The following is a 22,650-nucleotide window of genomic DNA, read 5'->3' as shown; positions in this document are numbered from 1 at the left end:
AAACTCTTGGACTACCAGCGTTTCTGGGCTCTCTCTCCCTGGCTGGATGTCACGTGAGAAACATGGTTCCTGAAGCTAGTTTGGTAGAAAAAGAAAGGCAGGTTTGAACCTTGCTAGATATTGCACTGCCTCGCATTAAGAATACAAAGACCCAAGGAAATTATGCGAGCTATGATATTGAGCCGTTAGAGGCGGGCTACGGTATGACCCTGGGCAATGCTCTGCGACGCGTTTTGTTGTCATCATTGCCAGGAGCCGCTATCACCTCGATTCGGATTGAGGGTGTGCAACACGAGTTTCAGGACATCCCCAATGTGATGGAAGATGTGACTGATATTGTGCTTAACGTGAAAAGAATGCGCCTGCGGAGCTTCTCGGACCATCCCGTTTCGATGCGTCTGGAAGTGAATGGCGAGCGCGAGGTCACGGCAGCCGATATTATTGCGCCCAGCACTGTTGAGATTGTTAATCCTGAGCTGCACATTGCCACGCTCGATAACGAGAATGCTCGCCTCGATATGGAGCTGGTGGTTGAGACTGGCAGAGGCTATGTTCCTGCTGACTCAAAAGAAGATCAGCCCATTGGGGTTATTCCGGTCGATGCCATCTATACGCCTGTTCAGAAGGTGAATTACACCGTTGAGCACACGCGTGTGGGGCAGATGACCAACTTTGACAAAATAGTTCTAGAAGTGACGACGGACGGAACGATTACGCCTGATGAGGCGTTACGTCAGAGCGCGGATATTCTAGTACGCCACTTTACGTTGCTGGCAAATTACCGCGCTCTGGTGCAGGAGACTGAGAAGGCGCCGCTGAGCAGCTTGCCGATCCCACAGAAGATCTATGATACTCCGATTGAGGAGCTGGATCTCTCGGTTCGTGCCTATAACTGTCTGAAGCGCAGCAATATTACAAAGGTTGGTCAGGTACTCTCGATGAATGAAGAGGATCTGCTCGGCGTACGTAACTTTGGTGAGAAGAGTCTACAGGAATTGCGTGAGCGCCTACTGGCCCGCAATTTCTTGCCTAATCCGCGCACCAGCACCGTCGGAGCCGATATAGACGGCGATCACGAAATGGAGGAATAAGTTGAGGCACCGAATTGCCGGTAACCGGATGAATATGCCTGAGCCGCGTCGTCGTTCTGCGCGTCGCAATCTGATGGCTGGTCTCATCCGCTACGACCGTATTGAAACGACAGAAGCACGTGCTCGTGCGATCCGCGCTGAAGTTGAAAAATTAATTGACACTGCTGTAAAGGGCCGCAAGGCCGCCCAGGCCCATCTGACGTCGGTTGTCTCCGATGCAGAGCAGGCTGCAAAGGTGTTGGAGTTCGCCCGCCGTGGCCGTTTCTCTTTCAAAGCACAGGTTGCTTCGAATGAGGATCGCGCGAAACTGGAGAAGGCTCCCCTCACCGATAAGGGGCGCAAGTTCCTTGAAGAAAAGCAGAAGGCCCGCCGCGAAGAGCTCCTGCGCATTATCTCGAACGAAGAGGATGCTGAGAAGGCTTTGAATGCTGCCTATCAGGCGATGGTGATTGAGCTCCATGCTCGCCGTCAGATCCTGAGCGCTCTGCCCGATGAGCTGGTGGTGAAGAAGATGTTTGAGGAGCTGGCTCCTCGCTATGTCAATCGCCCAGGTGGTTATACGCGTATCACGAAGCTGGGTCGCCGTAAGGGCGATGCCGCTGAGATTGCGCAGATCGCCCTCGTCTAGGGACCGGGTTGATCGCGTCCAACGTACGGACACGATGATTCGCATCCGCTGGTCTTTCTTTCGGTTTAGGAACGATGAACATTGCTTGCGGTATTGAGTATGATGGCACGAGCTATCGTGGTTTTCAGCGTCAGCCAGAGAGCCATGGCGCTACTGTTCAGGGCACACTAGAGGCGGCAATTGCTCGCATCTGTGGTGAGCCTGCGGTGGTAACTGGTGCTGGACGAACCGACGCGGGGGTCCATGCAAGTGGACAGGTGGTACACTTTCGTATCCAGTCTCACTTGACTCCGACTGTCTGGGTGCGTGCGCTTAATGCAGTTCTACCCAACACCGTGGCTGTGCGCTGGGCGAAGGAGGTTCCAGACCGCTTTCACGCCCGCTTTAGCGCACTCAGTCGTTCGTATCGCTATACGATCTGGAATGATTCGGCTCCGACAGCGTTGCACGCTCTCTATAGTTATCACTATGGGCGTCCGCTAGATGTCGAGCTTATGCAAGAAGCCTGTTCCTTATTGGTGGGACGGAAAGATTTTGGAGCCTTTGGACATAGTCCTGATGATTCGAATCCTAAAAGGCCGGGGCCACATTCCTGTGTTCGGACGATGCTAGAGGCACGATGTCTGCGCGAAGGCTCACGACGACTCGTGTATTGTGATTTTACTGCGGATGCCTTTCTAACGGGGCAAGTTCGTAGAATGGTTGGCACGCTGCTGCTGGTTGGACAGAAGCGTCTCTGTCTGGAAGAATTTGCAACAATTGTGCAACGTGCGGAGAAGACGCACCCTGGTTCAGCGGCCCCACCACATGGGCTGTGTCTGGTACGGGTTGAGTATCCTGAAAAATTTGGAGTAACAAACGATGATGAAGACATATAGCGCCAAGGCCGCTGATCTGCAACCTTCCTGGTATGTCATCGATGCCGAGGGGCAGATCCTGGGCCGAGTGGCGTCGCAGATTGCGCAGATCTTGCGCGGCAAACATAAGCCTACTTTTACGCCTCATTTGCAGAGTGGTGATTTTGTGGTTGTGATCAATGCCGACAAAATTGCTGTCACTGGCAAACGTCTGGAGCAGAAAGTGTACTATCGCCACACGCAGTATCCAGGCGGTTTGAAAACAACGACTCTGCGCCAGACCCTCGAGGGCAAGCACCCCGAGCGCGCGCTGGAGCATGCTGTGCGTGGTATGGTGATGCATAATCGTCTGGGTGCCGATATCATGAAGCGCTTGAAGATCTATGCTGGCCCCAATCATCCACATGAGGCTCAGAAGCCCATCGTCTGGACCGGCCCCGAGGCCCTGTTGAAGCAGTATACTGCTGCTAAGTAGTAAAAGAGGAGACCTATCTTGGCTGATAGTTATTACTATGGCATGGGACGGCGTAAGACGGCAGTTGCCCGCGTTCGCCTCTTCCCATCTGGTGACGGTAGCATTACCGTAAATGGCAAAAGTGCTCAGGACTATTTCGGTGCTCGCGATGCACTGACTGCTACGGCTGCTGCTCCTCTGCACCTCCCTGAGATTAACGCGAATTATACATTGACTGTTCGCGTTGTCGGTGGTGGTGTGAGCGGTCAGGCTGGCGCTATTCGCCACGGTGTGGCCCGCGCTCTGGTTCGCATGAATCCTGAGTTTAAGTCTGCTCTGCGAAAAGCCGGGTATCTGACCCGCGATCCACGCATGAAGGAAAGAAAGAAACCAGGCTTGAAGCGTGCCCGTAAGGCGCCACAGTACACAAAGCGTTAATCGAAGCTCGATTACCTTTGTGGATTGGTTCTGGTTACAAAAATATCCCTGTCAAAAAGATGCTTTTGACAGGGATATTTTTTGCTTTGTAAAGCTGCTGTTATTTCATCTGGGCTACTTTGCTATAGGCTGCGGCACACCATTGGTCGCGATAGAAGTCATGTTTGCCGCGGACAACGTCAAAGTAGAGATCCTGTAGCTGCTTGCTGATAGGACCGGTCTCGCCTTTGCCAACAGGATTGTGATCGACGCTGACAACGGGGGCAATCTGGGCACCTGTGCCGCAGAGGAAGATCTCATCGGCAATGTAGAGCTCGGTGCGGTCGATTGAACGCTCGCGGGTTTTGATGCCAAGCTCGCGCTCTGCCAGTTGAATCACTGTGTCGCGGGTAATGCCCAATAGAATGTTTTCGCTGGGTGAAGGTGTGACCAGTTCGCCATTAATGATTAAGAAGATATTTTCAGCACTGCCTTCGGAGACATGGCCGTCGTGCGTGAGCATGATGGCTTCGTCAAAGCCGTTCTGGAGAGCCTCGGTCTTGGCAAAGGCTGCATTGACATAACTGCCAGTGATCTTGGCACGTGCAGGAATTGCATTGTCATCGATGCGCCGCCAGGAAGAGACGCCGCAACGCATGCCACCGAGATCGACGTAATTGCCCATTGGCTCAGAGGTCAGGATAAAGTGATCGGTCAGATTGTTCAGGCGTACTCCAATAACCTCATCGCCTTTGTAGGCCACGGGACGCAGATAGACATCGCCTTTCTGCTCGTTCCGTCTCACAAGCTCAAGGCTGATCTCAATAAGATCTTCGACGCTATAGGGCAGTTCAATCCGTAGAATCTTGCATGAGCGCAACAGGCGTTCATAGTGTTCACGCAGGCGGAACAGATAGACCTGCTGCTCCTGTTCGTTCCAATAACCACGAATGCCCTCGAAGCAGCCCGTCCCATACGAGAAGCCATGGGAGCGAACGGAGATAACTCCACGCTCTGCTGGAATGAATTCACCATTCATGTAGAGTATTTTGGCTAATCTTTCGTCCATTGTGTTGCAGATAAGCGGCAGGGGGGTCCCGGTACGAACTATGTACCAGGCTGATCGCTTATCATCTCCTCCTTTTGAACCTGCTAGGGAAGCTGCGTAACTGCTTCCGTTCCATTGAGAACCTGCTAGAGAAGCTGCGTAACTGCTTCCATCCCAATTGAGAACCTGGTAGGGAAGCTGTCTGACTGCTTCCATCCTGGAGTATAAGAATGATGCCAGATGAATAAGAACTGTCTGGCGTCAGAAAGGATTTCGCCATTGGGCAGAGTGTTTGAAAATGGCTATCTGGACTGGTAAGCGACGCTATAGAATTGTCTTGCCCAGGGCCGAAAGAGTGAGCTCGACGGCAAGCTGAGCGGTGGCGTTCTCGCGATCAAGAATGGAATTGACTTCGACGACGTCCATTGAGATCATTCGCTGAGATGCTGCGACAAGCTCCATAGCTAGATGGGCTTCGCGATAGCTCAATCCACCGCGGACGGGCGTACCGACGCCTGGAGCATCGCGTGGATCGAGCGAATCGAGGTCCAGGCTCAGATGGATGGGGGCTCCATCTATGCCTGCAATCTCAATTGCCTGTTTCATCAGAGAAGGGATGCCATGCTGATCGATGGCAGACATCGTAAAGACATGGATATGATGTTCGCGTAGTAGAGCCTGTTCACCAGGATCGATATCGCGGGCTCCAATGATCACAATCTGTTGCTTATTGATCTTGGGAGACCAGCCACCCAGATTGACGAGCTGTGGATCGCCCAGACCAGCCAGTGCAGCCAGGATCATGCCATGAATATTGCCCGAAGGCGTCGTCTCCTCTGTATTGAAATCTGTATGAGCATCCACCCAGATAATACCAACGTTTGGATGAGCTTTGGCGACGCCACTAATTGAGCCAAGAGCAATGCTGTGATCCCCACCTAAAATCAGAGGAAATTCATTTTCCTGTAGCGCCTGATAGACTTCATCTGCAAGCTCGCTGGAAGATTGGATAATCGAATCCAGATACTTTAAGCGTAGATTGCCAATGGGCCGGCTTTCAGGCTGTGGGACAGGTAGATTACCGATATCGTGAATTGTATGACCGAGACGCTTAAGGTGATCACTGAGACCAGCATAGCGAATGGCACTGGGTCCAATATCGACACCTCGTCGGTCGGCACCCAGGTCCATCGGTGCTCCAATGATACGAATATGCATGTGTGTTATGAATCCTCTGTTTTGCTGTGAACCATGTAGTCGCAAATGAATGAGCCTGTAAAGTGGCTCTTACATAGCGTTGACAGGCGCTCTGGCTGGCCATGTCTACCGTGAATGGTCAAATGGTTTACGAATGTCTTACGGGATCAGAATGCGCTCTCAGGGCTGACAACGCTATCCTGATAGCCAGGGCTTTGTTTCATTATAGTCTGTAAGTATAGACTTTGTCCACGTTGATTCTGTGCATTTGAATGCGTTGTTTCTATGTACGTTGTCTCTTGTACTTCTTTCTGAATCAATGGTATACTGGTGGCTATAGATCAGGTAGTCTGTTTATTCAGACAAAAGCGAGCTTTTAAGGTGAGCTTTTTAAGGTAAACTTTTTTTAAACTATAGAAAAAATTGTTTCTATCACGAATTGTAACGAATTGTAATAGCCCACAAACCCGGGTGACATTGTAGACACCAGGGGTAGCCTGAACCAATGGAGGTTCTCAGAAGACGATGACTACACACGTTGTAAATCCCTATGATGTGGCCGTTGCCCAATTTGATGAAGCTGCTGAGCGGCTTGGACTCTCACAGGCAATGCGCGCCATTTTACGCAAACCAAAACGTGAGCTGACTGTAAATTTTCCTGTTCGCATGGACGATGGTCGTGTTGAGATGTTTACTGGCTATCGTGTGCAACATAATATTAATCGAGGCCCTGCTAAGGGTGGGATTCGCTTTAGTCCCGAGGTCTCATTGGATGAGGTACGGGCTCTGGCGATGTGGATGACCTGGAAATGTGCCGTTGTTGGTATCCCTTTCGGCGGTGCTAAGGGCGGCGTTCTCTGCGATCCTCACTATATGTCTCCCGGCGAATTAGAGCGTTTAAGTCGCCGCTATACCACTGAGATCTCTGTTCTTCTCGGCCCCAATAGCGATATCCCTGCCCCCGATATGAATACCAATCCTCAGGTTATGGCCTGGATGATGGATACCTATTCTATGCACCAGGGCTATTCTGTCCCGGCTGTGATTACGGGCAAGCCCCTGGCAATTGGTGGGAGCGAGGGGCGCTTAGAGGCGACGGCACGTGGCGTCCGTGTTATCACCCGCGAAGCGATCCGTATGCTGGATATGCTACCCGAAAGTTGTAGCGTCGTTGTGCAGGGCTTTGGTAATGTTGGCAGCATCACTGCCCGCCTGCTGCATGAAATGGGCTGCAAGGTAGTTGGCCTCAGCGATATCAGCGGTGGCGTCTATAATCCTGAGGGGATCGATGTTCCTTTAGCTCTGCGTTACTCCAAAGAGCATGGTCAATTGTATGGTCTCCCTGGCGCTCAGATGATAACCAATCAGGCGCTATTGGAGCTACCCTGCGATATTCTGGTGCCAGCTGCGTTGGAGAACCAGCTAACGGGTGAGAATGCTGGTCGCGTGAAGGCGCGTTTGATTATTGAGGCTGCGAATGGCCCTACAACACTGGAGGCTGATCGTATTCTGAATCAAAGAGGTGTGACGATTGTGCCAGATATTCTCGCAAATGCTGGAGGAGTGACTGTCAGCTACTTTGAGTGGGTTCAGGATCTTCAGCATCTCTTCTGGACTGAGCAGGAGATCAATCAACGCCTGGAGGAGATTATGACGCGCTCCTTTGTGGCTGTACGAGAGAAAGCTCAGGAGCAAGCGACCAATCTGCGTATGGGGGCCTATCTACTGGCCGTTGCACGTGTTGCTGAGGCGACTGAGATTCGCGGCGTCTATCCGTGAGATAGCTGTAGAGATAGAGCCCACCGTTCTGATGGCGTGTTCATGGCGTGTTCATAAAGAAGGAAGCAAGGGAAGATCTACGTTTTCGCGCACAACCTGCCTCCTTACTTATGTACATGCCATGAGCATGGTGGGCTATAATCTTAGCCTCGAATGGGCTCGACATCCAGAATTTTGAGCCAGATCTCCGGCCTGCTATCATCTTCAGATGACTCCAGACGAAAGATCACATTCACATAGCTTGCACCATTGAGTTTAGGGAGCTCGGCTGCCCCGCGCAGATATGTCCCTTTATGCTGAAATTTCCCATCGAGCGAGCTCAGTCTCATTGTGAGATTCTGCTTGGTCATGCCACTCAACCATTTATCCAGAAGCTTGACCTTCTCCAATTTAAAGGTAGGTTCGGGATTGCCAGCGCCGAAAGGACTGAGTTGGCGCAGGTTCTTATATTGGGCGTAGCTGAGTAGCTCCATCCTTGTAAATAAGAGATCCACCATTTTGAGCTGATTGGTTGGAACGATCTCTTCGCTATTTTCGGACTCTGCTGGTGTCCCCGTCTGATCGGTAACGACGCCGGTCTGATCGGGCAGAGAGGTTCCCTCGATAACAGCAGGGGCAAGAGGCCCGCCATGCTCTTTCCAGCTTAAGAGATGCTCGTGTAGCTGTTCGGTCAGCTCGGTACGAATCGTAAAGCCAGCCGCCTGAGCGTGGCCGCCATAGCGTACCAGTTGATTGGCGAAGCCACGGAGGGCCTCAATAATATTAAAATCCTTCTGACTGCGGGCTGAGCCGCGGCTCAACTGAGTGCGAGGGTCCTGACTCAGCACCAGCACCGGCTTGTTAATCTCTTCCGCAAGCTTACCAGCGACCAGGCCAATAATACCCTCGTGCCAGTGCTCGCCACTGGCCAGGATAATTGTTTTATCGCTCTGGGCCAGCGACTGTTCGCGCACATTGCGTGTAAGCTCTTCAGTCTGGTGCTGGCGCAGAATATTCAGACCATCCAGTTGATCGGCCAGGGCATTGGCCTCATCTACATCATCGGTAATCATGAGCTCAAAGGCCAGGCTCGCGGTCTGCATGCGGCCAGCGGCATTGATACGGGGGGCGATCCCAAAGGCAATATCGCGCTCTTTAATGCGCCCAGGTTGGAGATTGGCCTTGCGAATCAGAGCTTGCAGACCAGGTTTCTGCGTGCGATTCAAATAGTGCATGCCCAGGCGTACCAGAGTATGGTTTTCGCCCAGGAGAGGAGCAATATCGGCTACCGTCCCAATGGCGACCAGATCCAGAAGGTCTAGCTCTTCCTGCTGAGTACGTTTATAAGCCCGATAGAGTGCCTGTGTTAGCTTGAAAGCTATTCCTACGCCGCAGAGATAGCGTTCCCCGTAGGTGCAGTCTGGACGCCAGGGATTGACCATTGCATAGGCCTGTGGACGTTGCGCTGGTGGATGGTGATGGTCAGTGATAATGACATCAATTCCTAACGTCTTTGCGTACTCTACCTGTTCTACATCGGAGCTGGCGCAATCGGTAGTAATAATGAGCGAGGTGCCCCGGGCTTTCAACTGGTCGAGGGCCGCAAGGTTGAGGCCACAACCATCGTTCTGACGATGGGGAATATGAAAATCCAGGATAGCTTCATGGTCCTTCAATGTACGCAAGGCTCGGAAGAGAAGAGAAGAAGAGGTTACCCCATCGGCATCATAATCGCCATAGACCGTAATATGTTCTTTCTCTTGGAGAGCGCGTTGAATGCGTTCCACAGCCAGAGGCATATCGATAAGAGCATTGGGATCTGGCGTCTGATCATAGCGAGCCTGGAGAAAAGCATTCATTTCCTCAGGTGTGTGGAGTCCACGGTTAGCAAGGAGCTGGGCATGCATGGCTTCTACGCCAGCTTGTTTGGCCGCTGCAAAGTCAGCGGCTGAGAGCTGTGGGTAGAGCTCCCAGGCTTCAGAATGGTGAGATGCTACGTCCAAGTGTGTTCCCTCATAGCTCGTCCGGCAGAACGAGGTAACATAAGCAGAGCCAAGGTCGCTTTACAGAAATGATAGCAGTAATTTAAGAGTAAAAAGGGTCCAGAGCCTCTCTATTTATACCCGCTCGACCCAATGTCCTCATGGAAAAACAGTTGACGTCAGACCCTTATCATAACACATCAATCTGGTAGAAGTCGGAGGAAGACTTCATTGCCCAGCAGACGGCCACGTGTGCTCAAGCGGAGCCAATCTTCGGACTCTTCAAGGAGCCCTGCCTGATCGACAAAGTGCAAGCGGTCACCAACGAATGCGGCAAAGGTCTGATGAAAGCGCTGCTCAAACGTTGGAAGATGGATTCCCATCGCTGTGCGTAGGCCAAGGAAAGCCGTCTCAGACATAGCCTGCTCTTTCTCCACTAGCTCGTCTTCCACAGTTGGACGTTGGCCGCTCTTCACCAGCTTGATATACGTATCGGGATCACGCTCATTAGAGAAGCGATGATTAGCAAAGCTCGAAGCTGCACCTGTTCCCAACCCTAGATAAGGGAGATTCTGCCAGTAGGTCAGATTATGACGGCTATGATGCCCGGGGAGAGCCCAGTTAGAGATCTCATAATTGATATAGCCCTCTGAGCGCAACCGTTCATCCGCATACTCATACATATCGGCGCAAAGATCTTCGTCACCAGGAATAATATTACCAGCATGGACCCAATCAAAGAAAGGGGTCCCCTCTTCAATGATTAACGAATAGAGCGAGAGGTGTTCGGGCCTGAGTGCCAGAGCCTGATCGAGCGTCTGTTGCCAGTGCTGCATCGTCTGATCAGGGAGTCCAAACATAAAGTCGAGATTGAGCGACGTAAAGCCAGCTGCGCGAGCAGACTGAACTGCCTGGGTAATCTCCTCAGGTGAATGAATCCGACCGAGCGTTTTTAGCAGGCCAGCATCAAAGCTCTGCGCCCCCATGCTCAAGCGATTAATCCCTGCTGAGCGAATACCTTTGAGCTGCTCTAGACTGAGCGTACCGGGATTGGCCTCCATCGTAATCTCCGCATCCGCGTCGATTGCAAACGATGCAAAGCAGGCATGTAAAAGTCGCGTGAGCTGATTTACTGTGAGGAGACTGGGAGTGCCACCACCAAAGAAGACCGTTCGCGAGCGGCGAAGCCGTCCATCGGGCTGACGAGACTGTTCGCCGACCAGTGCAATCTCTTGCAAAAGAGCGCGTACATATGGCTCGCGTAGTGGAAGCAGGCCAGCAAAGGTATTAAAATCGCAATAGTGACAGCGGGTATGACAGAAGGGGACATGAAGGTAGAGGGAAGCTGTCTCCAGAAGGTGCTCGATTGGCTCTGTTGCCTGAAGGAGTGACTGGGGAAGATTGGTTGTATGAATAGGAGCCGTCATGGGTATCTTTTCAATCCTTGTTTCTGGAGCTGAAAGCCGAGGCATTTCTCACGGAGAGAAATGCCTCATTGCTACAAAAAGCTTTACATGTGCTGTTTAGCCGCCATTAGTGCCGCCGGTTGTACCGCCAGCGCCGCCAGCGCCGGTTGGATCAATTCCGCCAGCCGAGGCTCCGCCATTGGGCAGAGACTGACCGCCAGTTGCACCAGTAGTTGGCGGCGAGGTTGGAATCCAACTGGGCATATTGAGAGGATCATTCATTTTATCGGGATCGAGCTGTCCGGGTTTATTGCCAGGCAGAGCTTTCTGTTCAACGAGCCAGCTAGTAAGAGCTGTATCGTTGCTGTTATCTCGCAAAGCGCTGGTACTTGTATCGCCCTGAACGAGCTTCAGCGTATCGCTATCGATGGCACGCGAAGGATCAATAGCAGTGATTTGCAGGACATGGAATGTTCCATTATCGCTGATAATCGGGCTGAGATCATTCACCTGGCGTGCAGAGTCAAAGAGCCATAGATCGATGGGACCGCCGCTCAGGCCATTCCCATATTTTTTGATATACTCGCGTTGAACGAGCCAGCCTAGATCGCCACCCTTGGTCTTTGTATCATTGTCGAGGGACTTTTCCTTTGCCAGATCAGCAAAGCTTTTGCCGCCTTTGACCTGATTTAAGAAATCCTGGGCATCTTTCTGAGTGCTTAAAGTGACAGCGCTTGCCTGTACCTGTTTCGCTGGTGAAGTGATCTGTGAGGCAAAGTAGAGCTGAGCATTATCGCGGCGGAGCTTCAGGGCCATCATCGTATGCATATCCCCATCGCTCACATTGGAATCGCTTAAGAACGAATCATAGCTTTTTCCGGTAGGGAAATTGGCCTTCAACTGATCGAGCGCCTTCTGAACCTGAGCATCGGTCGCATTAATCTTATTTTGTACACTGGCACTCTGCTTATTCAACCAGTTGCGCAGAAGAACATCTTCTTGCAGCCAGGTGCCGCTATCGCTACTGATCTGTGATGTTGTGTACATCACCTGCTCATTGGGGATAGTCGTCTGAGTCAGCTTCTGACCTTGAGCTGCCAGATCATCGTGCTGTTTCTTTGCATCTGCCTGTTTGCTCTGAGCATCTTTTAACTGACCCTCCAGGCTTGTGCGTTGATCGCTCGTACCGGCAGGGAGAGCAGAGATCTGTTTATTGAGATCATCGATCTTCTTCTGTTGATCATCAATAATCTTCTGCTGATCGGTGGACTTCTTCGTGAGATCGGAGATTTGAGCTTGCAGACCGTGTTTCCCCTCAATCTTATTCCGTTCCAGAGCGGCCTTCAGGGCAACCAGCTTATGGTAATCGGATTGTGGGATTGACTGTCCAGCGATAGAGGTAATGGGCTGATTGGGGACAATGATATTATTATTGATCCAGAAGCCAGCCACAACGACAACGATCAGAGTAGAGAACAAAATAATCGTCGACCAGATGGCGCGGCGCTGGAGCTGATTTTTCTCATTGCGGGAGAGGTGGGCACCCCAGCCAAAAATAAGAGGTTTTCCGTCTCGGCGGGCCTCAACGTGCGCGGTTTGTCGGGCATATTTCTTTGGGCGAGCAGAGCGCGTGGGGCGTTTTACTTCGGGCCGACGCGCCGTTTGATTTGTCATCAAAACCTCCAACGTGGATCCTGGTGTTGAGCCAGGCAGAAATGCATCATCCTGGCACGGGGGAGAGATGAGAGAGAGGGAGACCAATCCCACACCTCGGCCAGATATCCTGGGACAACCCGTGCAGCACCATAGAATGGTGAGTCAGGCCCTGGTGTGGCTACTGAGCACCCCTTATGCTATGAGTATTCTCAGTATACACACCGACAGCTAGACGGGGGTGTAAAGCGAATTACATCCCACGCATGTGCTCTGCCGTGTAGGGGAGCAGAGCCATAAAGCGAGCCTGTTTGATAGCGGTGCTCAGACCACGCTGATGCTTGGCACAAGTGCCTGTTTTGCGACGAGGCTCAATCTTTCCACGATCGGAAATGAACTTCCGCATGAAACGCCCTGCATCTTTGTAGTCGATCTCGCGGACATGGTCATGACAAAATTGACAAATTTTGCGGCGGGATGAGCGCTCGCCGCGCCCGCCTTCGCGTCGCTCGCGGCGCTGGTAGGAGCCGCCACCTTCAGAACGTCTTTGCACAGACTTTCTCCTTCATATTAGAAGGGATGTTCATCCGGATCTCCCAGGTCATCGCTCAAGAAATTCGAGCTAGAACCGGAGCCCTGGGGTTGCTGATTCTTGGGGGTCAGCATCTCCATATCGCTGATGATGACGTCCAGGCCAGTGCGCTCAACACCATTTTTATCGGTGAACTTGCGCTGCTGGAGACGGCCCTCAACGTAGATCTTCTGACCTTTTTTCAGGTAAGTGTTACACGTCTCTGCAAGCTGACGCCAGGCAACGATATTAAACCAGTCTGTCTCTTCTTGGCGTTCACCGCTTTGTGACTTGGACGTGCGATTTACAGCAAGTGAAAACTTCGTGACGGCAACACCATTTGGCGTATAACTCATATCGGGATCTTTGCCAAGATTCCCAATTAACATGATTTTGTTCATGATTCAACCAAATCCTTTCGACGTGTTATCCCACCCCAGCTCATGTTTTAGAGATTGAATGAACAGACCCAAACGTAGAGTAATTATGCCTCAGTTTCGATAGTATCCGCGTCTTCAATAGCCGGTGGAACATCATCCAGCTCCTCGCTTGAGAGGACTGTCTGCTCTTCAGCGCTGGCATGTTCTACAGGAGCGGCCTCACCCTCGGTGGCCGGGGCAGCAGCAGCAGCTTCAGCAGCGGCAGCAGCAGCAACAGCACGAGCCTCGCGCTCTTCGCGCTCCTTCTGGACGGCTTTGGGATCGCGCTTCTTCATCATATAACGAAGAACGAGCTCCGAAACCTTGAGTGTACGTTCGAGTTCAGCTACGGTCTCGGGAGTCAAGATCAGATCAATGAAAACATAGAGTCCATCGCGATGGCGCTCGATTGGATACGCCAGACGACGACGCCCCCATTGATTGACCTTTACTACTTGACCGCCATAATTTGCGACGATCTGATCGATACGATCCAGAATGGACCGTGTCTCATCTTCGCTGACTTCGGGGTTGAGAATGAAAGCTAGTTCATAATCTCGCTTCACGAAGCCACCTCCTTCCTGTGGGTATGCACCTGGTCTACAGAAATGCGCCAGGGCAGGTGGAGCACCAACATGAATCGATGCTAAAAAACTTCAGATGCCGCTTATATATCAGGTGCGGCCTCAGCAAAAAATGATCCCCACTGATAGGGGGGATCGAAGTCTTCCCATGCAGTAGTATATAAACTTTTGCACTATGGAAGCCATCAATACCCCGCATTATAACATTGTTCTCAATCTCTGACAATAGAGCCAGGTAATCTGGGCTGTTTAATCTGTTCACTATTCTATTCCGCTTGTACCTGCCAAAAATGGAAAAGTTTTCGCTCCCCCTTTTCTGCTCACTTCACTTTCAATAAGGAATTTTGCCTGCCTGGTCGGTTTTTATTGACAGTTCGAGCGCTTTCGATCATACTAAAACCGGATTCTCTACTGTTAAAAAACGATGTGTCTAAAAATCTTCTGTCTGGCGGAGAGACTATGCAGCACCATAATCCCGCTTCTGTAAAAACGAGAAGAACACAAAGTATACAGGCGGCAGGGGCGGCAGGGCCATTACGCCGCTCATCTCTTCTCGTACATTCGGATGCTCTGATGACTACTCCCCAGCCTCCTTTGCAGCGCCGTTCTTTTGCTCGTTGGTTGCTGGTATGTGCACTGGCGTTGGAGATGCTCTATCTGGCCTTGCTTTTGTTGTTGTCTGCCCAGAGGGGGGAGCCTGACCCTCTTCGTGCTTTCTGGCTCGCCCATCTCCCCTGGTTGCATCACGTGCGCGGGGTGATTGAGATAGTAAAGCCCCTGGGACTCTATGTGGGATGGCTGAACCCTACGACTGCCGTTGGTTTTGCCAATATACAATTATTCTTGCTCTGTCTGGGATTGGGCGTACTGGCCTGTGCGGTTGGACTGGTTCAGCAGGCTGCCCCTACTACGCGCTTTCTGAGTCGTCAGCCCTTAGTGTTCTGGATGATCTGTCTCTTTACGTTGCTGTTTGGGGCGACTATGGTTATAGGTCCGGCTCATCTGACTGTTTTTTCACAACAGATGCTCTTATCAGGCTTTTATGGCCAGCTTGTGGTCGAGACTCATCTTAATCCATACGTGTTTACGGCCTGGGGAAGTGTGCAGGATACGTTTCAGCAATTGCTCGTCAGCAGCCAGGCCAGTTCGGCACCGCCTATTCCGCTTCTTTCATTTGGCCCTGTCTGGTTAGATAGTAGTATTCTACTGATATTGGCGACGCATCAGAGTGTCCCTTTGTTTCTTCTGAGTATGCGTCTGGCGGCTGCATTGGGCCACCTTCTGAGCGTTGTGCTGCTCTGGCATATCCTCTCACAGGCACATCCTGCTGTCCGGAATGCCGCGACCCTTTTTTACGCCTGGAATCCTCTCATTTTGTTGCTGGGCATTTTTCAAGTCCATCAAGAGATGTTGCTGATTCCACTGATCTTATTAGCGATCTTCTTCTTTCAGCGTAACGCGCTCCTGTTGAGCTGGGTCTTTCTGTTGCTGGCGAGCCTGGTTAATTTTGCAGCTCTGCTCCTGCTGCCCTTGTTTTTGTGTGCGATGGGGCGGCGAATGCGCTTTATCTGGTGGTTCTGGAGCACTTGCTGGTGGTTGGGGCTGTTTGTGATCTCGCTGCTGGTCTTTGTGCTGGCCTATATTCCCTATTGGCAGGGGGGAGATCTGGTTGATCTTCAGGCTCGCTTAATAGAGTTATTCTTACCAACGCGTGCGCTTGGTTCGTTGGATGCTACTCTCCTTCAGGTGCCTTTACGGCTTCCTGCATTGATTCCCTGGTTGGCTCAGCCCGAACATTGGATGTTATTCACTCTCCTGGTTGTCATTATCAGTCTACTCTGTACTATCTGGCTGGTTGATACCATTGAATGGGTGCTTGCATGTAGCTGTATTGGTCTCTTCCTTTTAGTGATCTTTCTGCCAACATATTGGCCCTGGTATGTCTTCTTTCCATTGATTCTTGCCCTGTGTTCGACCCGGCGTAGTCCGATTCAACTGGCTGTTGCTCTTCTGTTCGGAGCCTTGTTGAACTACTATTTCTGGGAGCGTCATCTTGTGTGGCCTGGCCAGGGGCTGGTGACTGTTGGTCTGCCCTGTCTGCTCTGGGGCTGGATCTGGTTTTTTACATCGATCTGGGAGCGGTTACGGGCACGTGAGATGGAAGGGGTGGTGCAGCCAGTGAGCCGTCCACTGCGTCTGATACGTCCACCCTGGCTCTCGCGGCCACAGCGCGGTCTGAGTGATGATCTTTGAGCCCTGTTTACAACTCTTGCGTGTGGCGAGGGGATATGATATAATCGTGCGGCAAGCGGGATTGGGCTCTTGAAAAAGGCTTATCTGCGCCTTGGATGGAGCACAAAGAGGATCAAAGGGTCCTCAATCACGTCCTCTCATTGTCTCTAACATCTGAGATATTCTCCAATATTTCTCTCGTAGAGGCAGGCTGTGATCAACAAGTGTCCCCGCAACAAACATGGAAAGAAAGAGCTATGAAGCAGAAATTAAAAACCCACAAAGCAATGGCAAAGCGGGTAAAAGTGACCGCATCTGGCAAGTTCATGCGCCGTAAAGTGGCTTTAAACCACTTGCGCCGTAACAAATCTCCTGAGGCAGTTCGTTCGATGGACAAAGTTTTTCAGCTGAAAACTGCTGATACACGTCGTCTGAAACGTCTGCTCCCCTACGCTTTCTAGTATCAAGAGATTGAATCGAGGATAAGGAAGAACTATGCCAAGAGTAAAACGCGGAGTACCCGCACACAAAAAGCACAAAAAGTTATTACAATTTGCGGAAGGCCATCGTGGAACACGCCGCAATCTGATCCGTCCCGCTCGTGAGTCCGTCATGCGCGCCATGGCGTACATGTATCGCGACCGCCGTAACCGCAAACGCGATATGCGCTCACTCTGGATCACCCGTATCAATGCTGCCGCTCGCATGTATGGGGTCAGCTACAGCCAGCTCATTCATGCTATTCACGTCGCAAACATCGAAGTCGATCGCAAGATCCTGGCCGAGATGGCAGTGAATGATCCTTCAGCCTTTGGTGCTCTTGTGAAGACTGCACTGGATGCTGTCAAAGCATAAGAGATCTTGAAGAGCGGAGGACGCTCTGGTAAAGCCCGATGTATCAAGCAGATTAGTGATACGTCGGGCTTTTTTCTTTGTGAGAAGATAATGACACACGATACGCGCTATACGCTCATCACCAGTCCCGCTAATGCGCGGGTGAGCAAGCTCCAGACCCTCCATACCAGTCGTGGACGTAAGAAAAGTGGGCTCTTTCTGCTCGAGGGATTAAACCTTCTGGAAGCGGTATTGGAGACGCAGGTGCCTCTTCAGGAAGTGTATGTTCAGCCCGATCTCCTGCGCCGGACTCCCAAAGGTACAGCGCTGCTAGAGCGCCTGCTTCATCGTACAGATCTTCCGCCAGAGAGGCTATTTGAGGTTAACGAAAGGGTCATAGATGCCCTGGGAGAGGTTCAGAGCTCACAAGGAGTGATCTGTGTCCTGCGCCTGGATGCGCTGAATTCGGCGCAGATGCAGGATCGTCGTCAACCTGCTCACCGTCCCGTCTTGTTGATTCTGGATGATATTGCTGATCCTGGCAATATGGGGACTATCTTGCGTACTGCACTGGCGGCTGATGTGAGCCAGGTCATTCTGACGCCCAACTGTGTTGACTACTATAGCCCCAAGGTTGTACGTGCGGCTACGGGGGCTCATTTGCGGCTGCCTGTTGTTGTAGATGCTTCCTGGGCTGCGATTGCCACGCTGGTGAAGCAGCATTGTCAGGGCCAGCCTCGTGTGCTCCTGGCCGAGGCTGGAAGCTCACAGATGTACTATGAACAGGATTTTACACAGCCCTGTGTTCTGATTATGGGGAATGAAGCACATGGACCATCAGTAGAGGCCCATACACTGGCTACACACCCGGTCAGTATCCCCCTTGCTAACGATGTCGAATCGCTCAATGTCGCAATGGCAACTGGCATTATTCTGTATGAAACGGTACGCCAGCGTCAGAGGCGGTGAGGTTCGGACATTTAAAGAGGGAGCTCAGACTACAGACTACAATCCCCTCCACAGCTATCATGAATGATGATAGGCTATGGAGGGGATTGCGCCCTTCTCTGGAAGAGCTATGTAGTACTCTCTACTCTCTCTATCCTCTCTCTATTACGGATTGGATGTCTGTTCTTGATTAGAGATGGCCTCTTCCTCGGGCGGTTGGGGAAGGTGCCAGCCAGAGGGTTGGAACTGATTGGGCGTGGGTGTCATCTCTGATGTTGGTGGGAAGCCACCTGGCAGCATTGGCTCTTGCATCTGCCCCGTCTCATTGATGGGGAGTGGCCAATCAGATCCGCTCAACTGGCTGTTCTGGGTTGAGGGGATCTGTGGGAATGGATACTGTTTTTGCAGTCGGTTTATGCTTGACTGTAGCTGGTCTGGTCGTTTGATCGGAGCCATCAGAGGCGGTGGTAGTGGGATATCATCCCTCATCCAGGAGCTAAAGGTGCTCTGCTCATGCGCTCGAATTTTGCGATAGACCCCACTGACAGTAAACGGTTTATCGGGATCTTCATCCGGGTGGGTATTTGGACTATTGGCAATATAGTAGCCTTGATTTTCGCGTAGCTTAAAGGCCTCCACCGAAGCTCGTAGCTGTTCAACAAGGCGAGCAAGCCGGGCCATATGTTGTGAAGCCTCCTCCGTCTTGCCATTGCTTTCAAGGGTTGAGGCAGAGATCCGCTGCATGATGGACGAGATTGATTTTGAAGCGCTTAGTTGTCGGGCGGCGATCTGATGAATGGAATCGATCTCTCTGGCTTGATGTTCCACCGCTGCAAAGAGTGCTTCCAGTGCATTCCCGGCCTCGCGTGTCAGCCGTGTCCCCTCAACCGTTTCGCGCTCAGTATCTTGCATTGAATGGGTTACCGCTCCGATCTCCTCGCGAATATTGCGCACAATGCGCGTAATCATCTTGGCCTGATCTTTTGACAGCTCAGCCAGGCGTCGAATATCTGACGCCACAGCTCCAAAGCCCTTTCCATCATCGCCAGCCATGGCAGCTTGAATTGCGGCATCCAGAGCCAGACGATTGGTCTGATGAGCCAGGCCAGAGATAGCCTCAACGATCTCATTAATCTCGCGTGAACATTCTTCCAGCGTCAGAACTTTTGCAGCCGTTGCATGTACATTCTCGTGGATGCGTCCCATACCATTTGTTGCATGGAGGATTGATTCTCTCCCCAACTGTACATCTCTTCGAGCCCCTCTAGCGACTGTATACAGGATCTGAGAACGCTCTGAGACCTGACGTGAGGTCTTCATCATATGATGAATCTCTTCTTCAATCCCTGCAATCTGTTCCATCTCTCGTTTGCCTGTTTCGACTAACTGGGTCATCTGCGTCAAAACATTGCTGGTCGAACCATCGACCTCATACGCCACCAGCTTGACACGCACAATCAGGCTGCCCAGCTCCTCAATCATATAATTGAAAGAGTCGGCCATCACCCCAATTGCATCCGCAGTCACCTCTGCATGCACGCGGAGATTTCCCTCCCCAACGACACTCACATCGCATGCGAGCTTCTCGACACGAGCCTGTAAATGATCACGTTGAAATTGAGCCTCACGAAGGAGTAAGACAATATGATCAAGCATCGTATTCATAGAGCGAGCCACCTGTGAGATCTCATCCTTGCCTGTTACCTGTGCTCGTGCGCTGGTATCCCCCGCAGCAATGCGTTCCGTCAGTAAACTGAGCTCATGGAGAGGGCGTGTAATTGTGAGATAGACCGCATACCCAATGACCGTCACAACCAGCATTGTACTAAGAAAGGCCAGAATTGTCGCCAGAATAAGTGGATTTGTCTGGGCAGGTCCGACCTGTGTAATCTCTCGACAGAGCTGTTCGCTGATCGCCACCACCTGCTGCCAATCCTCTGCGGCCAACTGACCAGCCTGGAGGGCCTGCTGGAGCTCCTGATTCGCTATTGACGCAGATCGTTTTGTTTTAATGGAGGTGAAGAGCTTCTCTTGCGCCTGGAGATAGCCAGGCCAGGACTGCGACAGTACCTGATCGACCGCTATCTTCTGGCGTATGGGGAGCTTTGTCAAAGGATCATTATTGGTTAAAAGAGTCAGGCTCTGACCCATTATTGAGGAGTCGCTAAGAATATTTTTCTGCTTATACTGTTGAGCAGATTGTAGAAACAGCGTATCCAGTTGTTGTAGTTTTTGTATGCAGCCCTGAACTTGAGCTCTCAAGACAGGACTGGTTGTCGCGTATTGATCTTGATAGAGCTCCTTGAGGAGCTCCTGTAATTGTGGAAAATACGCTGCAGTTGTGGTTGTTGACTTGAATGCATTTATATTCATCTGAACCGCTTGACTGCGATTCTGCTGATCTTTAATAAAAGTGACGCCGAGAAGCGAGATAATAAGGCCTGGGATGACTGCCGCTAGCAGGAATGCGCCCATAAGACGACTGGAGATCTGGCCTTTGGCGATAAATGTGAGCATAGATACTTCGGTTCCTCCTCCAACACCTGTCTAATCACCACTACCTATCCACGCGAAGCAACTGCTACCAGTAAGTATTTCTTGATGTGTAACGGATGTAAGTACATTTTTTACGCATCCGCTTACATGTGTAGCCATATGACAGTGTACCCTTATTTGCAAAAAATCAAAATACTCTCAGTGCGATAGCCGAAAAATACTATTTTTGGGGTTTCTTGCATATCTTCTGAAGAAAGTAGAGCCGTGTTATGCAAGATTCGTGCTATACTGATGAAAAAGTTCATCGCTGTTTGAAGTCGAAGGAGCCTTCTTGTGGAGAATATCTCGCAATGGCCTTTTCAGAAGGTCTTGATTGCTAATCGAGGAGAGATTGCGGTACGGATTATCCGCGCCTGTCGAGAGTTAGGTCTACAGAGTGTCGCTGTTTATAGTGAGGTGGATCGCCAGGCCTTACATGTGCGGATGGCTGATGAAGCTTATGCTATTGGTCCAGCCGCCGCCGTACAAAGCTACCTTAATATCGACAAGTTATTAGAGGTTGCTCGCTTATCGGGGGCGCAGGCTGTGCATCCCGGGTATGGTTTTTTGGCCGAGAATGCACAATTTGTAGAAGCTTGTGTGCAGGCTGGCCTGATCTTTGTGGGACCATCTGCGCAGGCTCAGCGTACAATGGGCGAGAAGACCGCCGCACGCCGGACAGCTCAGGCGGCTGGTGTTCCAATTGTGCCAGGGGCTATGACGGATCTTGAAGATGAAGCTCAGGCTCTGACCCTTGCAGAGCAACTGGGCTATCCTATTTTATTAAAGGCGGCTGCTGGTGGTGGTGGAAAGGGGATACGTTTTGTGCGCAATCCGGATGAGCTGCCCGCTGCCCTTCGTACGGCCCGTAGCGAGGCTCAGAACGCCTTTGGTGATGGACGGGTCTATATTGAGAAGGCAGTCACACCGGCCCGCCATATCGAGGTGCAGTTTATTGCTGATAGCCATGGCCATGTCGTCCATCTTGGTGAGCGCGAATGTAGTATCCAGCGCCGCCATCAGAAGTTGATTGAGGAGTCCCCCTCGCCCGTTGTCCAGCCCGAGCTCCGCGAACGGATGACTTCATCTGTGCTCTCGCTGGTGCGCTCGATTAACTATGTCAATGCCGGGACCGCCGAGTTTTTACTGGGGGCTGATGGACATTTCTACTTTTTAGAGATTAATGCTCGTATTCAGGTTGAGCATCCCGTGACCGAGTGGTGTACAGGGATCGATCTGGTTCAGGAGCAGCTACGGATTGCTGCCGGCCTGCCCCTCTCTTTTACCCAGGAAGAGATCGTTCTCCGAGGTGCAGCGATTGAGTGCCGCATCTCCGCCGAAGATCCTGATAATCATTTTCTGCCAGCAACGGGAACTGTTCTTGTGTTACAAGAGCCGTCAGGGCCTGGTGTGCGCGTGGATAGCTCGCTCTATCCTGGTCTACAGGTTCCTCTGTTCTATGATCCTCTGCTTTCTAAACTCATTGTATGGGGGCGAGATCGCGCTCAGGCTATTGCGCGTATGCAGAGGGCCCTGGCAGAATATCAGATCCTTGGCGTACAGACCACTCTTCCTTTTGCTCGCTGGCTGATGCAACAGCCACGTTTTCAGGCCGCCGATTTCTCGACCGATTTTATTGCGGAAGAGTGGGGTACAGGTACGCTAAACACGAGCGAACCTTCAGCCCCTGAAGCGTCTTCTCCCGAGCAGATGGCCGCGATCATTGGAGCTCTCCTGGCTCATGAAGAGCATGAGCAAGAGCTCAAACGTCGACAACCCTCTTCTGATAGTCAAACTCAAAAGAGCCGCTGGCTTGATGCAAGTCGTAGCTCTGGCCTGCGGCGTCTGTAAGAAACGCAGGTCTGGATCTCCCTTTTGGTACACATCTTGCCCACATCATAGAGTCACGATGAGTGCATGAGTGAGAAAGGGCCTCGCTGTGGTCACTATAAACGCGGACTGTATCGCCATCTGGCGTATGGTCCGCGTTTATAGTGACCACCAAAAGTATCCGAACTATCCAAAGGTATAGACAA

Annotated in this window: 20 protein-coding genes; 11 read left to right on the top strand and 9 right to left on the bottom strand. The window is 51.5% G+C overall.

Features of this window, described 5'->3' with window-relative positions; translation table 11 throughout:
- Positions 1–110: 110 nt before the first annotated feature.
- The 5 genes from EL628_RS01050 (at position 111) to rpsI (ending at position 3,468) form a co-directional block, all read left to right on the top strand.
- On the top strand, positions 111–1,091 hold the full coding sequence (locus EL628_RS01050; RefSeq protein WP_126577959.1) for a DNA-directed RNA polymerase subunit alpha: 981 nt from the start codon (positions 111–113) through the stop codon (positions 1,089–1,091).
- 1 nt (position 1,092) lies between these two features.
- Positions 1,093–1,719: a bL17 family ribosomal protein gene (locus EL628_RS01045; RefSeq protein ID WP_174719949.1), complete on the top strand. Its 627-nt coding sequence runs from the start codon at positions 1,093–1,095 to the stop codon at positions 1,717–1,719.
- A gap of 74 nt (positions 1,720–1,793) precedes the next feature.
- Positions 1,794–2,597: a tRNA pseudouridine(38-40) synthase TruA gene (gene truA / locus EL628_RS01040; protein WP_126577958.1), complete on the top strand. Its 804-nt coding sequence runs from the start codon at positions 1,794–1,796 to the stop codon at positions 2,595–2,597.
- Positions 2,581–3,051: a 50S ribosomal protein L13 gene (rplM, locus tag EL628_RS01035; RefSeq protein ID WP_126577957.1), complete on the top strand. Its 471-nt coding sequence runs from the start codon at positions 2,581–2,583 to the stop codon at positions 3,049–3,051. The genes truA and rplM overlap by 17 nt, the downstream gene beginning before the upstream one ends.
- A 42-nt stretch (positions 3,052–3,093) precedes the next feature.
- Positions 3,094–3,468, top strand: coding sequence for a 30S ribosomal protein S9 (gene rpsI, locus EL628_RS01030; RefSeq protein WP_126581840.1), 375 nt, complete (start codon positions 3,094–3,096; stop codon positions 3,466–3,468).
- A 100-nt stretch (positions 3,469–3,568) separates the two neighbouring features.
- Here the strand turns inward: rpsI and EL628_RS01025 are convergent, their stop codons facing one another.
- Together EL628_RS01025 and rocF are read right to left on the bottom strand one after the other, a co-directional pair.
- A complete protein-coding gene (locus EL628_RS01025) occupies positions 3,569–4,516 on the bottom strand; it encodes a branched-chain amino acid transaminase (RefSeq protein WP_126577956.1) in 948 nt (315 codons plus the stop codon).
- Between the two features lie 303 nt (positions 4,517–4,819).
- Positions 4,820–5,713 carry an arginase gene (gene rocF / locus EL628_RS01020; RefSeq protein ID WP_126577955.1) on the bottom strand — a complete coding sequence of 298 codons (894 nt, stop codon included), beginning with the start codon at positions 5,711–5,713 and terminating at the stop codon, positions 4,820–4,822.
- A 504-nt stretch (positions 5,714–6,217) separates the two neighbouring features.
- On the opposite strand from rocF, the gene EL628_RS01015 reads away from it, so the two are divergent.
- The gene (locus EL628_RS01015) at positions 6,218–7,471 is read left to right on the top strand and encodes a Glu/Leu/Phe/Val family dehydrogenase (RefSeq protein ID WP_126577954.1); all 1,254 of its coding nucleotides are present in this window, start codon (positions 6,218–6,220) and stop codon (positions 7,469–7,471) included.
- Positions 7,472–7,614: 143 nt separating this feature from the next.
- On the opposite strand, the gene recJ is transcribed toward EL628_RS01015, so the two are convergent.
- From recJ to rpsF, 6 genes are all read right to left on the bottom strand, one after another.
- Complete coding sequence (recJ, locus tag EL628_RS01010) at positions 7,615–9,453, bottom strand: single-stranded-DNA-specific exonuclease RecJ (protein ID WP_126577953.1); 1,839 nt, start codon at positions 9,451–9,453, stop codon at positions 7,615–7,617.
- Between the two features lie 179 nt (positions 9,454–9,632).
- A complete protein-coding gene (gene hemW, locus EL628_RS01005) occupies positions 9,633–10,859 on the bottom strand; it encodes a radical SAM family heme chaperone HemW (RefSeq protein WP_161975185.1) in 1,227 nt (408 codons plus the stop codon).
- 96 nt (positions 10,860–10,955) lie between these two features.
- Complete coding sequence (locus EL628_RS01000) at positions 10,956–12,512, bottom strand: peptidylprolyl isomerase (protein WP_126577951.1); 1,557 nt, start codon at positions 12,510–12,512, stop codon at positions 10,956–10,958.
- 232 nt (positions 12,513–12,744) lie between these two features.
- Positions 12,745–13,044, bottom strand: coding sequence for a 30S ribosomal protein S18 (gene rpsR, locus EL628_RS00995; protein WP_126577950.1), 300 nt, complete (start codon positions 13,042–13,044; stop codon positions 12,745–12,747).
- A gap of 17 nt (positions 13,045–13,061) precedes the next feature.
- A complete protein-coding gene (locus EL628_RS00990) occupies positions 13,062–13,463 on the bottom strand; it encodes a single-stranded DNA-binding protein (protein ID WP_126577949.1) in 402 nt (133 codons plus the stop codon).
- 83 nt (positions 13,464–13,546) lie between these two features.
- Positions 13,547–14,047, bottom strand: coding sequence for a 30S ribosomal protein S6 (gene rpsF, locus EL628_RS00985; protein WP_126577948.1), 501 nt, complete (start codon positions 14,045–14,047; stop codon positions 13,547–13,549).
- Between the two features lie 477 nt (positions 14,048–14,524).
- Here rpsF and EL628_RS00980 point away from each other — a divergent pair, with 477 nt between their 5' ends.
- From EL628_RS00980 to EL628_RS00965, 4 genes are all read left to right on the top strand, one after another.
- The gene (locus EL628_RS00980; protein ID WP_126577947.1) at positions 14,525–16,318 is read left to right on the top strand and encodes an MptA/MptB family glycosyltransferase; all 1,794 of its coding nucleotides are present in this window, start codon (positions 14,525–14,527) and stop codon (positions 16,316–16,318) included.
- Positions 16,319–16,554: 236 nt separating this feature from the next.
- A complete protein-coding gene (rpmI, locus tag EL628_RS00975) occupies positions 16,555–16,758 on the top strand; it encodes a 50S ribosomal protein L35 (RefSeq protein WP_126577946.1) in 204 nt (67 codons plus the stop codon).
- Between the two features lie 34 nt (positions 16,759–16,792).
- A complete protein-coding gene (gene rplT, locus EL628_RS00970) occupies positions 16,793–17,152 on the top strand; it encodes a 50S ribosomal protein L20 (RefSeq protein ID WP_126577945.1) in 360 nt (119 codons plus the stop codon).
- Positions 17,153–17,242: 90 nt separating this feature from the next.
- A complete protein-coding gene (locus EL628_RS00965; RefSeq protein WP_126577944.1) occupies positions 17,243–18,100 on the top strand; it encodes a TrmH family RNA methyltransferase in 858 nt (285 codons plus the stop codon).
- Positions 18,101–18,244: 144 nt separating this feature from the next.
- Here EL628_RS00965 and EL628_RS00960 read toward each other — a convergent pair whose 3' ends face one another.
- Positions 18,245–20,596 carry a methyl-accepting chemotaxis protein gene (locus EL628_RS00960; RefSeq protein WP_126577943.1) on the bottom strand — a complete coding sequence of 784 codons (2,352 nt, stop codon included), beginning with the start codon at positions 20,594–20,596 and terminating at the stop codon, positions 18,245–18,247.
- A gap of 312 nt (positions 20,597–20,908) precedes the next feature.
- Between EL628_RS00960 and accC the strand changes: the two genes are divergently transcribed.
- A complete protein-coding gene (gene accC / locus EL628_RS00955; RefSeq protein ID WP_245993956.1) occupies positions 20,909–22,465 on the top strand; it encodes an acetyl-CoA carboxylase biotin carboxylase subunit in 1,557 nt (518 codons plus the stop codon).
- Positions 22,466–22,650: the final 185 nt, after the last annotated feature.

The organism is Tengunoibacter tsumagoiensis (assembly GCF_003967535.1).
In the GTDB taxonomy this organism is placed as follows: Bacteria; Chloroflexota; Ktedonobacteria; order Ktedonobacterales; family Ktedonobacteraceae; genus Tengunoibacter; species Tengunoibacter tsumagoiensis.
This window is presented reverse-complemented; position numbering and strand designations above follow the sequence as displayed.